We start from the raw sequence: 14,666 nt of genomic DNA on the forward strand, positions 1-14,666 counted from the left end.
TTCGCGGACAGGTCCGCTCCCACGGGGTTTGCGTTGATTCTTACAACGCGTTCTGACGCCGCGACACGGGCATCAACTTGGCAATCGGCTCGGCCCCCGAGCTTTGCTCGCCGAAATTGGCGTTGTAGGTGGCGATGACTTCAGCGGCGATGGACACGGCGATCTCAATTGGCAGTTTGCCTTTCACTTCGGTCAGGCCCATTGGGCAGCGCATGCGTTGCACCAGCGCGGCATCGAAGCCTCGATCGCGCAGGCGGTGTTCGAATTTTACCCGTTTGGTTTTAGAACCGATCAAGCCGAAGTAGGTGAAGTCGCCGCGCTTGAGAATGGCGGCGGTCAATTCCAGGTCCAGCTGATGGTTGTGGGTCATGACGATGCAATAACTGCCAGCGGGCAGGTTGTCGACTTCATCGATCACTTCGTCGTTGATGATGCGTGTCACGCCTTGAGGCAGGTGTTCGGGGAACTCCTGCTCACGGGAATCGATCCAGCGCACGCGGCAGGGCAGGCTGGCGAGGAGGGGCACCAACGCTCGACCGACGTGACCGGCGCCAAACACCGCAATCTGCGCCTGGGGTTGGCCCATGGGTTCGAACAGCAGCACGTTCACCCCGCCGCAGCACTGACCCAGGCTGGCGCCGAGGCTGAAGCGTTCGAGTCGGGTTTGCTGGCTGCCGCTGGCGAGCATCTCGCGGGCGATTTCCATGGCCTTGTATTCCAGATGGCCGCCGCCAATGGTGTCGAAAATCCGCTCGGCGCTGACCACCATCTTCGAGCCGGCATTGCGCGGCGTCGAGCCACGCTCCTCGATGATCGTCACCAAAACGCAGGCCTGGCCCTGGGTTTGCAGATCGGCGAGGGCACTGATCCAGTTGTTCATGTGTGTCTCCTGATCGTTGTTGTCACGATCAAAATCTGTGTTGTCTGTGCTGGCCTCATCGCGGGCAAGCGCGCTCCTACAGTCGGAATGCGGTCTTCTGTAGGAGCGCGCTTGCCCGCGAAGGCGTCATCTGCGCTGGCGAAAATCAAACCGGCGAAACCGTCAATTCATGGGCGACGCCAACCGCCGCAGCCTCAGCCAGTTTCAACTGGCGCATCTGCTCACACCCCCACAACACCCGTTCCGGAGTGGCGGGCGCGTCGATCTTCGGCTGGTGTTTGTAATCGCCCAGACTCGCCACCGCATCCTTGATCGCGCACCACGCCGCGATCCCCAGCATGAACGGCGGCTCGCCCACGGCTTTGGAATGGAACACCGTGTCTTCCGGGTTCTTGCGGTTTTCTACCAGCTTGACCCGCAGATCCAGCGGCATGTCCGCCACGGCCGGGATCTTGTAGCCCGCCGGCCCGTTGGTGACCAGTTTGCCCTTGGCGTTCCACACCAGTTCTTCGGTGGTCAGCCAGCCCATCCCCTGAATGTAGCCGCCCTCGACCTGGCCGATATCGATGGCCGGATTCAACGATGCGCCGACGTCGTGCAGGATGTCCGTGCGCAGCATTTTGTATTCGCCGGTCAGGGTGTCGATGATCACTTCGGTGCAGGCCGCGCCGAACGCGAAGTAGTAGAACGGATGGCCGCGCGCCTGGCTGCGGTCGTAGTAAATCTTCGGCGTTTTGTAATAGCCGGTGCTCGACAGCGACACCTGGCCCATCCACGCCTGCTGCGCCAAGGTCTCGAACGAGATCACCTGATCACCGACCCGTACATGGCCGTTGCGGAACTCGACCTCTGAGGCCTCGACCTTGTAATGCCGCGCCGCGAACTCGACCAGCCGCGCTTTGATGATCTCTGCTGCGTTCTGCGCCGCCTTGCCGTTCAAATCCGCGCCGCTGGAGGCAGCGGTGGGCGAAGTGTTCGGCACCTTATCGGTATTGGTGGCGGTGATCTGCACGCGGTCGATGTCCACCTGGAACACCTCGGCCACCACCTGCGCGACCTTGATGTTCAACCCCTGGCCCATCTCGGTACCGCCGTGGTTCAGGTGAATGCTGCCGTCGGTGTAAATGTGGATCAGCGCACCGGCTTGGTTGAGGAAGCTGGCGGTGAAGGAAATGCCGAATTTGACCGGGGTCAGCGCAAGCCCTTTCTTGAGAATCGGGCTGTGAGCGTTGTAGGCCGTGATCGCCTTGCGTCGCTCGGCGTACTGGCAGCTTTCTTCCAGCTCGGCGGTCATTTCTTCGAGCATGTTGTGCTCGACGGTCTGGTAGTAGTGCGTGACGTTGCGCTCGGTCTTGCCGTAGTAATTAACCTTGCGCACCTCCAGCGGGTCTTTGCCCAGATGCCGGGCGATGGCGTCCATCACTTCCTCGATGGCGACCATGCCCTGTGGGCCGCCGAAACCGCGATAGGCCGTGTTCGACGCGGTGTTGGTCTTGCAGCGGTGCCCGTTGATCGTGGCGTCGCCCAGGTAATACGAGTTGTCGGCGTGGAACATCGCGCGGTCGACGATGGACGCCGACAGGTCCGGCGAATAACCGCAGTTGCCTGCCAGCTCCAGATTGATGCCGTGCAGGCGACCGGTGTCATCGAAACCCACGTCGTACTCGACATAGAAGGGGTGGCGCTTGCCCGTCATCAACATGTCTTCGACGCGAGGCAGGCGCATTTTGGTCGGTTGACCGGTCAGCCGCGCAACCACCGCGCACAGGCAGGCGGGGCTAGCCGCTTGAGTTTCCTTGCCGCCGAAACCACCGCCCATACGGCGCATGTCGACCACGATCTTGTTCATCGACACGTCCAGCACTTCGGCCACCAGCTTCTGCACTTCGGTGGGGTTTTGCGTAGAGCAGTAAACGATCATCCCGCCATCTTCGGTCGGCATGACTGACGAGATTTGCGTCTCCAGATAGAAGTGTTCCTGGCCGCCGATGTGCAGCGTGCCCTGAATCCGCTTCGGCGCGCTGTTCAACGCCGACACCGAATCACCACGCTGGTGGGTATGGCTGTCGAGCACGAAATGCTTTTTGCGCAGGGCCTCCACCACGTCCAGCACCGGCTCCAGATCTTCGTATTCGATGATCGCTGCCATCGCTGCTTTGCGCGCGGTTTCAAGATCGCGCGCCGCCACGGCAATCACCGGCTGACCGACGAACTCGACCACATCGATGGCCAGCAGCGGGTCGCCTGGCAGTAACGGGCCGATGTCTTTCAGGCCGGGAATGTCTTCGTGGGTGATGACGATGCGCACGCCTTCGAAGGCGTAACACGGCGCGGTGTCGACGTTGAGAATGCGCGCGTGGGCGCGGTCCGACAGGCGCGCGTAAACGTGCAGTTGATTGGGGAATTCCAGGCGGTCGTCGATGTAGATCGCTTCGCCGGACACATGCTTGTCGGCGCTGTCATGCTTGATGCTGCGGCCGACGCCGGTGGTCAGCTGCTGAAACAGCGCGACCATTTCTTCCTGCGATTTCTGAGGGGCGTGATTAGACATAAGAGGTCACCCGCGTCTCGATGTGTGGCGTTTGCAACTCGATGAAGTATTTGCGCAACAGATTCTGCGCACTGAGCAGGCGGTATTCCTTGCTGGCGCGAAAATCCGACAGCGGTGTGAAGTCGTCGGAAAGCGCTGCGCAGGCGCGCTCAACCGTGGCGGATGTCCACGGCGCTCCGATCAGCGCTTTCTCACAGGCCGTCGCGCGTTTTGGAATCGCTGCCATGCCGCCGAAAGCTGCGCGGGCATCGACGATGGCGCCGTTTTCCACCTGAATACGGAAGGCCGCGCACACCGCCGAAATGTCGTCGTCCAGCCGTTTCGACACTTTGTAGGCGCGGAACACCTGTTTGCCGTTGGCCTTGGGCACGATGATCTTCTCGATGAACTCGCTTTCCTGGCGGGCCGTCACCCGGTAATCGATGAAGTAGTCCTCAAGCGCCAGGGTGCGGGTTTGCTCGCTCTTGCGCAGGACGATCTTCGCGCCGAGGGCGATCAGCAGGGGAGGCGAGTCGCCAATCGGCGAGGCGTTGCCGATGTTGCCGCCCAACGTGCCTTGATTGCGGATCTGCAACGATGCAAAACGGTGCAGCAATTCGCCGAAATCCGGGTATTGCTCGCTCAGGGCGCCATAGCAGTCGGTCAGCGCAGTGGCGGCGCCGATCTCGATGCGGTCATCGAAGTGCTCGATTTTCTTCATCTCGGCGACGTTGCCGACGTAAATCATCACCGGCAGCGGGCGATGAAATTGTGTGACCTCCAGCGCCAGATCCGTGCCGCCTGCCAGCAGCCGCGCCTGGGGATAGGAATCGTACAAATCGGCCAGATCTGCCACGGTCAATGGCACCAGGCAGCGCTTGTCGCCGCTGTTCAGCTCGCCGGTTTCGGACGGGGCGATGGCTTTCAGGCGAGTGATGGTCTGCGCCTGACGTTGATCGAACTGATCGGGCTGGCGCTCACTGCATGCCTGTTCAGCAGCCGCCAGGATTGGACGATAGCCGGTGCAGCGGCAGAGGTTGCCGGCGAGGGCTTCGTGGGCCTGGGCTTTTTGGTCGGTAGCGGTTTGAGAGCTGTTCTTTTGCAGGGCAAACAGCGACATGACAAAACCTGGCGTGCAGAACCCGCACTGCGACCCGTGACAGTCGACCATGGCTTTCTGCACGCTGTGCAGTTGGCCCTGGTGCTTGAGGTCTTCGACGCTGATCAGCTGTTTGCCGTGCAACGAGGCCACGAACGTCAGGCATGAATTAAGGCTGCGATAGCTCAGCGCGTCCTTGCCGTCGGCATCCACCGTGAGCTCGCCGACCACGACCGTGCAGGCGCCGCAATCACCGCTGGCGCAGCCTTCTTTGGTGCCGGACTTGTGCACGTGCTCACGCAGGTAATTGAGCACCGTCACATTCGGGTCCAGAGCGTGCTCGGTTTTGAGCTCTTGGTTCAGTAAGAACTGGATCACGGGTTATGCCTCGTTTCTTGTAATAAGAGTAGTCGTGCCGAGTGGTCATCGAACGTGTCGATGAATCTATCAGCTCTGACTATTGGGTCAATAATTTTCTGACCTTTAAGTCAGGAAATTTCGAGTTTTTTCTTTTTGCCGATTAACGGCGTACAAGCGATGAAATAAAACCGCGCTCTGACGCTCCAACTTTTGCTTATTTCGTGCCAGTTTCCACACACGTGGCCCTGCGCCATGGGGATGCAGTGCGATACACTTCGCCGCTTGTGTGCAGTTAGGGTTTAAAGGAAAGAAATGACGTTCAAGGCACCGGACAGCCTCGCCGAGCAAATCGCTCACCACCTTGCCGAGCGCATTATTCGCGGCGAGCTAAAACCTGCCGAGCGGATCCAGGAACAAAAGGTCACGGCCGCACTGAATGTCAGCCGTGGATCAGTGCGCGAAGCGCTGTTGATTCTTGAGCGCCGCCACCTGATCGTGATCCTGCCGCGCCGTGGCGCCCAAGTCTCGGTGCTGACGCCGCATAACGTCGAAAGCCTCTGCGCGCTGATGAGCGAGCTGTACATCCTGCTGGCAATTGCCGTGGGTGAGCGCTGGAAAGAAGAGATCGAACTGGCGCCATTCCTGCAAATTCAACAGCGTCTGATCGCCAGTTGCGAGCGCCAGGACGTGAAAGCCTTCGTCGAAGACAGCTTCAATGTGATGCGCGCCGCTTATCCGTTCGCCAACAACCCCTATCTGGAAGAAACCATCGAGAACCTGCAGCCGTCCATGAGCCGCTTCTATTTCCTGGCGCTGGAGCAACGCAAGGCCGAGATGAGCGAGTACCTGACCCTGTTCGGCCAATTGCTTGAAGCAGTGATCGCCCGTGACGTCCTGCAAATCCGTGCGGTGCTCACCAGTTACGGCCAGCGCAGTTGCCAGTCGGTCCTCGCTGCCTTGGCGGCCGGCTAACCGATGCGCCTTAAATGCATCAAGCTGGCGGGGTTCAAATCCTTCGTCGACCCCACGACGGTGAACTTCCCCAGCAACATGGCGGCCGTGGTCGGCCCCAACGGATGCGGCAAATCCAACATCATCGATGCGGTGCGATGGGTCATGGGCGAAAGCTCGGCCAAGAACCTGCGCGGCGAGTCGATGACCGACGTCATCTTCAACGGCTCCACCAGCCGCAAACCGGTGAGCCAGGCCAGCATCGAGCTGGTGTTCGATAACTCCGACGGCACCCTGATCGGCGAATACGCCAGTTACGCGGAAATCTCCATCCGCCGCAAAGTGACCCGCGACAGTCAGAACAGTTATTACCTGAACGGCACCAAATGCCGTCGCCGGGACATCACCGACATCTTTCTCGGCACCGGCCTGGGCCCGCGCAGCTACTCGATCATCGAGCAGGGCATGATCTCCAAGCTGATCGAAGCCAAGCCCGAGGACCTGCGCAATTTCATCGAAGAAGCCGCTGGCATCTCCAAGTACAAGGAGCGCCGTCGCGATACCGAAAACCGCATCCGCCGCACCCATGAAAACCTCGCGCGCCTGACCGACCTGCGCGAAGAGCTCGGCCGTCAACTGGAGCGTTTGCAGCGCCAGGCCCAAGCCGCCGAGAAGTACCAGGAATACAAAGCCGAAGAGCGCCAGCTCAAGGCGCAACTGTCGGCGTTGCGCTGGCAGGCGTTGAATGAACAGGTCAGCCAGCGCGAAGGGGTGATCGGCAATCAGGAGGTCGGCTTCGAAGCGCTGGTGGCCGATCAGCGCAGCGCCGATGCCGCCATCGAGCGTCTGCGCGACGGTCATCACGATCTGTCAGAGCGATTCAATCTGGTGCAGGGCCGCTTTTATTCAGTGGGCGGCGACATCGCCCGGGTCGAGCAAAGTATTCAGCACGGCCAGCAACGCTTGCGCCAGTTGCAGGACGATTTGCGCGAAGCCGAGCGCGCCCGCCAGGAAACCGAATCCCATCTGGGCCACGACCGCACGTTGCTGGCGACCTTGGGTGAAGAGCTGGAAATGCTTGAGCCCGAACAGGAAATGACCCTGGCCGCCGCGGAAGAATCCGCAGCGTCCCTGGAAGATGCCGAAACCCTGATGCACGGCTGGCAGGAGCAGTGGGACAGTTTCAACCTGCGCTCCGCCGAACCTCGGCGCCAGGCCGAAGTGCAGCAGTCGCGCATCCAGCAGCTGGAAACCAGCATGGAACGCCTGGGCGAGCGTCAGCGCCGTTTGGGCGAAGAACGTCAGTTGCTGGCGGCCGACCCGGAAGACGCGGCGATTCTGGAACTCAGCGAAGACCTTGCCGCCCGCGAGATGACCTTCGAAGAGCTGACCGCCGAAGAAGAACAACTGATCGAGCGTCTGGAGCAACTGCGCCTTGAGCTGCAACAGGCTAATCAGTCCCAGCAGCAGGCTCAGGGCGACTTGCAGCGGCTGAATGGTCGACTGGCTTCGCTGGAAGCGTTGCAGCAGGCCGCCCTTGATCCCGGCACCGGCACCGCCGAATGGCTGCGCGATCAGCAATTGAACGAGCGCCCGCGTCTGGCTGAAGGTTTGCGCGTCGAGTCCGGTTGGGAGTTGGCGGTGGAGACTGTGCTCGGTGCTGACCTGCACGCTGTTCTGGTCGATGACTTCACGGGGCTTGATCTGGCTGGCTTCGAGCAGGGCGATCTGCGCCTGGTCAGGCCGTCCGCCGACATCGCGCGCATTCCTGGCAGCCTGCTGGACAAGGTCGAGACCGGTGTCGATCTCACCAGTTGGCTGGGGCCGGTCCAACCGGTTGAAACCCTTGATGACGCGCTGTCGCTGCGCAGCCAGCTGGCCGCCGGGCACAGCCTGATCAGCCGCGACGGTTACTGGGTCGGGCGTGACTTCTTGCGGGTCCGCCGTGCCAGCGAGGCGGAAAGCGGCGTGCTTGCCCGAGGTCAGGAGCTGCAGCGCCTTGAGCTTGAGCGCCAAGAGCGCGAAGCCACCCTGATGGCGCTTGAAGAACAGTTGCTGACCCTGCGCGAGCAACAACGCGTGCAGGAAGACACCCGCGAGCAGTTGCGTCGTCGCCTGCAGGACGAAGCCCGCCAGCAGAGCGAGTTGAACGCCAAACTGTCTGCCGCCAAGGCCAAGGTCGAGCAACTGACCCTGCGTCGCACACGTCTGGATGAAGAACTCACTGAGCTGGGTGAGCAGCGGGCCATCGAGCACGAAAGCGTCGGCGAAGCGCGGCTGCAATTGCAGGACGCGCTGGACGCCATGGCGCTGGACACTGAACAACGCGAATTGCTGCTGGCCCAGCGTGACAGCCTGCGCGAACGGCTGGATCGTGTGCGTCAGGAAGCTCGTCAGCACAAAGACCACGCCAACCAATTGGCCGTGCGCCTGGGTTCGCTCAAGGCCCAGCACGATTCGACGCGTCAGGCGCTGGAACGTCTGGAAATGCAGTCCGAGCGCCTGACCGAAAAGCGCGAGCAACTGGATCTGAATCTGGAGGAGGGCGCGGCACCGCTGGAAGAGCTGCGCCTGAAACTCGAAGAACTGCTGGAAAAACGCATGGTCGTCGACGACGAAATGCGTACCGCGAAAATCGCTCTGGAAGACGCGGACCGCGAACTGCGCGATGCCGAGAAACGCCGTACTCAGGCCGAACAGCAGTCGCAATTACTGCGTGGCCAACTCGAACAGCAACGTCTTGAATGGCAATCGCTGACCGTGCGCCGCAAAACCCTGGAAGATCAGTTACTCGAAGACGGCTACGATCTACAGGGCGTGCTGGCGACGCTGACCGATGAGGCCAACGAGAAAGCCGCTGAAGAAGAACTCGAACGCATCGCCGCGAGGATTCAGCGCCTGGGCGCAATCAACCTGGCGGCGATTGATGAATATCAGCAGCAGTCCGAACGCAAAAACTACCTGGATGCGCAAAACGCGGATCTGGTGGAAGCGCTGGACACGCTTGAAAACGTCATCCGCAAGATCGACAAGGAAACGCGCAATCGCTTCAAAGAGACCTTTGATCAGATAAACAGCGGAATTCAGGCACTTTTTCCAAAAGTTTTCGGTGGCGGCAGCGCTTATTTGGAACTGACGGGCGAAGATTTACTCGATACAGGGGTGACAATCATGGCGCGTCCCCCCGGCAAGAAGAACAGCACGATCCATTTGCTGTCCGGCGGGGAAAAAGCCCTGACGGCACTGGCTCTGGTTTTCGCGATTTTCAAGCTCAATCCCGCACCGTTCTGCATGCTCGACGAAGTCGATGCGCCGCTGGACGATGCGAACGTAGGACGCTATGCCCGACTGGTGAAGGAGATGTCGCAGACCGTGCAGTTCATCTACATCACCCACAACAAGATCGCCATGGAAATGGCCGATCAACTGATGGGCGTCACCATGCATGAACCGGGGTGTTCGAGGTTGGTTGCGGTGGACGTAGAGGAGGCGATGGCGCTGGTGGACGCGTAGTCGAGCGAAGAATTAACAGGGAAAAGTGGCGTTTTGGCAGCTCGGTACAGGCAAGCGTGCAGGGCCAGTACAGAACCCTTGGCATGGCAGATGTAAGAGACGGTGTAAAGTTGCCTTTGGTCGTGCTAGCTTAATGACCACTTTTCTTTTTTTCACGTGGGAAAACGCCATTCAGAACAGAGAGTTGGCGCCACGTTTTAAAGGGGTTTAACGCCCTTAATTTTCAGATTTTTTCACTAGAGGCACGGGATTACATGGAAATCGGTCTGCGCGAGTGGCTGATCGTCATCGGCATTATTGTCATTGCCGGTATTCTTTTTGATGGCTGGCGCCGGATGCGCGGCGGCAAAGGTAAGCTGAAATTCAGGCTGGACCGCAGTTTTTCGAACCTGCCGGACGACGAAGAGCCTTCCTCCGCCGAGGTGCTGGGTCCGGCGCGTGTGCTGGACAACCAGAAAGAACCCAAGCTAGACGAGCATGATTTGCCGACGATGAGTGCCGCCCGCGAGCGCCCCGAACGCGAATCCAAGCGCGGCAAGCGCAAGGATGAACCTCAGCAGGGCGACCTGAATCTGGACATGGATGGCCCAAGCCTGTTCTCCGGCCGCGATGATGATTTTCCGGACGATAAGCCTGCCCAACGCATCACCGAAGACAAAGATCTGCCACCGGTGGAAGAAGTGCTGGTAATCAGCGTGATTTCCCGTGACGAAAGCGGCTTTAAAGGGCCTGCCTTGTTGCAGAACATTCTGGAAAGCGGCCTGCGTTTCGGCGAGATGGATATCTTCCATCGCCACGAAAGCATGGCGGGTAACGGCGAAGTCCTGTTCTCGATGGCCAACGCGGTCAAGCCAGGCGTGTTCGACCTGGACGATATCGATCACTTCAGTACTCGGGCTGTGAGCTTCTTCCTCGGCCTGCCAGGGCCGCGTCACCCGAAACAGGCTTTCGACGTGATGGTCGCAGCGGCGCGCAAGTTGGCCCATGAGCTTAATGGCGAACTGAAGGATGATCAGCGCAGCGTCATGACCGCGCAGACCATCGAGCATTACCGCCAGCGTATCGTCGAATTCGAACGCCGCGCCCTGACTCAGCGTCGCTGATCTGCACGCTGAACGATCTGTAGGAGCCAACTTGTTGGCGAGGCGATATGTCAGGCAAACCTCATATTGCCATCGCCAACAAGTTGGCTCCTACAGAGGGTCTTCCGGCCCTCACATCGCATTAACACATTGAGCAGCCACGGCTGCTCTTTTGCTTTCCGAGAACACACCGTATGAACGCCGCCGAAACCCGAATCCTGGAACTGCGTACCGAGCTGGATCAGCACAATTACCGCTATCACGTCCTTGATGACGCCAGCATCCCCGACGTCGAATACGACCGCCTGTTCCATGAACTCAAGGCGCTCGAAGCCGAAAACCCTCACCTTGTTACCCCTGATTCGCCCACACAGCGCGTCGGCAGCGCTGCGCTGTCGGCGTTCACCCAGGTGCGTCACGAAGTTCCGATGCTCAGCCTGGGCAACGCGTTCGAAGAAACAGACATGCGCGAATTCGACCGTCGCGTGACCGAAGGCCTCGATCTGCCAGTGGGCGACTTGATCGATATTGGCGCCAAGGTTGAATACAGCTGCGAACCCAAACTCGATGGCCTGGCGGTCAGCCTGCTGTATCAAAATGGCGCTCTTGTCCGCGGCGCTACTCGCGGCGACGGGACGACGGGTGAAGACATCAGCGTCAACGTACGCACGGTGCGCAATATCCCGCTGAAGCTGCATGGCAAAGGCTGGCCCGAAACCCTGGAAGTACGCGGCGAAGTGTTCATGTCCAAAGCCGGTTTCGAGCGCCTGAACGCCAGTCAGCTGGAAATCGGCGGCAAGACCTTCGCCAATCCGCGTAACGCGGCGGCCGGCAGTCTGCGTCAGCTGGATTCGAAGATCACCGCCAATCGGCCCCTTGAATTCTGTTGCTACGGTTTGGGCCAGGTCTCCGCAGACTTTTCCGACACCCATATCGGCAATCTCACGCAGCTAAAAGAGTGGGGCATGCCAGTCAGCCGCGAGCTGAAAGTGGCAAACGGCATCGACGATTGCCTGGCGTACTACCGCGACATCGGCGAGCGACGCTTGTCGTTGCCATATGAAATCGACGGCGTCGTGTTTAAGGTCAACAGCATTTCCGCCCAGCGTGAACTGGGTTTCCGCGCCCGCGAACCGCGTTGGGCCATTGCCCATAAATTCCCGGCCCTTGAAGAACTCACTGAACTGCTGGACGTGGAATTCCAGGTGGGCCGCACCGGCGCTGTCACACCAGTCGCACGGCTCAAGCCCGTCAAGGTCGCTGGCGTGACGGTTGCTAACGCGACGCTGCACAACATGGACGAGGTCGCCCGGCTGGGCTTGATGATCGGCGATACTGTGATCATCCGCCGCGCCGGAGACGTGATTCCGCAGGTGGTGCAAGTGGTGCTTGAACGCCGCCCTGATGACGCGCGCAAAGTCGAAATCCCGCAGACCTGCCCGGTGTGCGGCTCCCATGTCGAGCGCACGCAACTGATCAAGCGCAGCAAGGGCAAGGAAACGATCAGCGAAGGCGCGGTCTATCGCTGCATCGGTCGTCTGGCCTGTGGCGCGCAGCTCAAGCAGGCGATCATTCATTACGTGTCGCGTCGGGCGATGGACATCGAAGGGCTGGGCGACAAAACCATCGAACAGTTGGTGGACGAGAAACTCATCGGCTCGCCCGCTGACCTCTACAAACTGAAGTTCGAACAGATCATCGACCTGGAAGGCTTCGCCGAGATATCCAGCAACAAGCTGCTCAAGGCCATCGCCGACAGCAAGAAGCCGACCCTGGCGCGCTTCATCTATGCGCTGGGCATTCCAGATGTGGGTGAAGAAACCGCCAAGGTGCTGGCACGTTCGTTGGCCTCGCTGGACAGGGTCAAGCAGGCGCTGCCGGAAGTACTGACCTATCTGCCGGATGTAGGGCTGGAAGTGGCGCACGAGATTCATAGCTTCTTCGAGGACTCCCATAACCAGCAAGTCATCGGCGCGCTGTTGGGCGAGTGCGGGATGGAACTGCAAGACACCGGCGACCTCAGCGCCGAATTTGCCGCTAGCGCCACCTTGGGCGGGATGCTCGACAAGTTGAACATCCCGTCGGTAGGGCCAGGCGCTGCGCAGAAACTGGCGGACAAGTTCGGCACGCTGGAAGGCGTGGTCAAGGCCGACTGGCTGGACATGCGTCAGGCGTTGCCGGAGAAACAGGCCAAAGCCGTGCGTGATTTCTTCGATGTGAAGGACAACGCCGAGCGCGCTGTCGCTATCGAGCAGCAGCTGCGTGACTTCGGCATGCACTGGCAGAGCGAGAAGAAAGTCGTCGAAGGTCTGCCGCTCGCTGGGCAGACCTGGGTGCTGACCGGCTCGCTGGAGTTGATGAGCCGCGATATCGCCAAAGAGAAGCTGGAAAGCCTCGGGGCGAAGGTCTCAGGCTCCGTTTCCGCCAAGACCCATACCGTGGTGGCCGGGCCTGGCGCAGGATCGAAGTTGACCAAGGCCAATGAGTTGGGTTTGAAGGTGATGGATGAGGAAGGGTTCGTGGCATTCCTGAAAAAACACGGCATTACAGCCGACTGACCTTGTAGGAGCGCGCTTGCCCGCGATTGCGTTTCGTCAGCCGATCCATTTATCGCAGGCTTTCACGGGCAAGCGCGCTCATACAGAGACCGTGTAAACACTTACTCATCTACCCGCCATCAAATCCACGGAACCGCCACAAACGCCGATGATCTAGTGCTTGCAACCTCACAAGGAGATCGTCATGTTCCAGTTCTTCGAACAACTCAGCACAAGAATTGCCGCGCCTTTTGTCGGTGAGAGCAAGCGTAACAACAAGGTCTGGCAATGCCGTTGCGGACAGTCGATCTTCTTTCAAAACACTCAATGCCTGGCCTGCTCGGCTGCGCTGGGCTACCTGCCTGAGCAAGGCAAAGTCGCGTCGCTTGAGCCGGGTCCTGACCTGGGCACCTGGCGGCTCAGCGATGAACCGGGTGCGGGCTTGTATCGACGTTGCGCCAACCTGAACACCCCGGCGGCCTGCAATTGGTTGTTCCCGGCGCACAACTTGGGTGAGTTTTGTACGGCCTGTGCGCTGAACAAGACCATCCCGGATTTGAGCATTCCGGAAAACGGCGGCCACTGGCTAAAGATTGAAACCGCCAAGCGTCGTTTGGTCGCGCAGCTGATTTCACTGGGTTTGCAGGTCATCCCCAAGAGCGTCGATGAAGAGCGCGGGCTGGCATTCGAGTTTCTCGGGGTCAATCTTGAAGGCGAGGCGCCGACGACAGGTCATGCCAATGGGCTGATCACTTTGAACATCAACGAAGCAGACGACGCGATCCGTGAGAAAACCCGGGTACAGATGCACGAACCGTATCGCACGCTGCTCGGGCATTTCCGTCATGAAGTAGGGCATTACTACTGGGATCGTCTGGTAGCCAATACTTACTGGCAGGATGGCTTCCGTAACCTGTTTGGCGACGACCGCGCCAGTTACGCCGACGCGCTCGATCATCACTACAAGAACGGTGCCCCGGCGGACTGGCCGCAGCACTACGTGAGTGCCTACGCCACCATGCATCCATGGGAAGACTGGGCCGAAACCTGGGCGCACTACCTGCACATGATGGATGCGGTCGATACGGCGCTGAGTCTGGGCATGAGCGCGCGGGATATGGATCTGGACTACACGCCATTCCCGCTGGAAACCTTGTACGACCCGCAACATCCGGGTGGCCCGGCGTTCCTGGCGTTCGTGAATGCCTGGATCGAGCTGGCCGGTATGCTTAACGAACTCTCTCGCGCCATGGGGCAACCGGATTTCTATCCGTTCGTGGTGCCGCCTGCGGTGGTGACCAAGCTGCACTTCATCCACCTGGTGATACAGGATGCGGGTGGTAAAGCGGATGATGTGTTGCAGGTGTCGTAACGTGCTCCACCTGTAGGAGCTGCCGAAGGCTGCGATTGCGATGTGTCAGGTAAACCGCTTCGCAGCCTCGCGCTGCTCGTCAGCTCCTACAGGGGTTGGTGTTTAGCCGATCCAAAGCACGCAAACACCGCTGAATCTGTAGGAGCGAACTTGTTCGCGAGACGGCAGGCCTGACACACCGGGTAACCCGCCTCGCCAACAAGTTGGCTCCTACAGGGGTTGGTGTTTAGCCGATCCAAAGCACGCAAACCCCGCCAAGCCTGTAGGAGCGAACTTGTTCGCGAGACGGCAGGCCTGACACACCGGGTAACCCGCCTCGCCAACAAGTTGGCTCCTACAGGG

The 14,666-nt window shown here is 59.9% G+C and carries 8 protein-coding genes; 5 read left to right on the top strand and 3 right to left on the bottom strand.

Features of this window, described 5'->3' with window-relative positions:
- Nucleotides 1-40: 40 nt before the first annotated feature.
- The 3 genes from xdhC to xdhA all read right to left on the bottom strand — a co-directional run bounded on the left by xdhC (nucleotide 41) and on the right by xdhA (nucleotide 4,887).
- Nucleotides 41-880, bottom strand: a complete 840-nt coding sequence (gene xdhC, locus ACWKV9_RS18040) for a xanthine dehydrogenase accessory protein XdhC (RefSeq protein WP_483837491.1) — start codon at nucleotides 878-880, stop codon at nucleotides 41-43.
- 145 nt (nucleotides 881-1,025) lie between these two features.
- Nucleotides 1,026-3,431 carry a xanthine dehydrogenase molybdopterin binding subunit gene (xdhB, locus tag ACWKV9_RS18045; protein ID WP_483837492.1) on the bottom strand — a complete coding sequence of 802 codons (2,406 nt, stop codon included), beginning with the start codon at nucleotides 3,429-3,431 and terminating at the stop codon, nucleotides 1,026-1,028.
- Nucleotides 3,424-4,887 (bottom strand): xanthine dehydrogenase small subunit, encoded by a 1,464-nt coding sequence (gene xdhA / locus ACWKV9_RS18050; protein WP_483837493.1) that lies wholly within the window; start codon nucleotides 4,885-4,887, stop codon nucleotides 3,424-3,426. The genes xdhB and xdhA overlap by 8 nt, the downstream gene beginning before the upstream one ends.
- A 294-nt stretch (nucleotides 4,888-5,181) precedes the next feature.
- Here xdhA and ACWKV9_RS18055 point away from each other — a divergent pair, with 294 nt between their 5' ends.
- The 5 genes from ACWKV9_RS18055 to ACWKV9_RS18075 all read left to right on the top strand — a co-directional run bounded on the left by ACWKV9_RS18055 (nucleotide 5,182) and on the right by ACWKV9_RS18075 (nucleotide 14,324).
- Complete coding sequence (locus tag ACWKV9_RS18055; protein ID WP_483837494.1) at nucleotides 5,182-5,841, top strand: GntR family transcriptional regulator; 660 nt, start codon at nucleotides 5,182-5,184, stop codon at nucleotides 5,839-5,841.
- A gap of 3 nt (nucleotides 5,842-5,844) precedes the next feature.
- Complete coding sequence (gene smc, locus ACWKV9_RS18060; RefSeq protein WP_483837495.1) at nucleotides 5,845-9,333, top strand: chromosome segregation protein SMC; 3,489 nt, start codon at nucleotides 5,845-5,847, stop codon at nucleotides 9,331-9,333.
- A gap of 254 nt (nucleotides 9,334-9,587) precedes the next feature.
- Nucleotides 9,588-10,436 carry a cell division protein ZipA gene (gene zipA, locus ACWKV9_RS18065; protein WP_483837496.1) on the top strand — a complete coding sequence of 283 codons (849 nt, stop codon included), beginning with the start codon at nucleotides 9,588-9,590 and terminating at the stop codon, nucleotides 10,434-10,436.
- Nucleotides 10,437-10,609: 173 nt separating this feature from the next.
- Nucleotides 10,610-12,973, top strand: a complete 2,364-nt coding sequence (gene ligA, locus ACWKV9_RS18070; RefSeq protein WP_483837497.1) for an NAD-dependent DNA ligase LigA — start codon at nucleotides 10,610-10,612, stop codon at nucleotides 12,971-12,973.
- A 184-nt stretch (nucleotides 12,974-13,157) separates the two neighbouring features.
- A complete protein-coding gene (locus ACWKV9_RS18075) occupies nucleotides 13,158-14,324 on the top strand; it encodes a zinc-binding metallopeptidase family protein (RefSeq protein WP_483837498.1) in 1,167 nt (388 codons plus the stop codon).
- The last annotated feature ends 342 nt before the right edge of the window (nucleotides 14,325-14,666 follow it).

This window comes from Pseudomonas corni, from assembly GCF_057128765.1.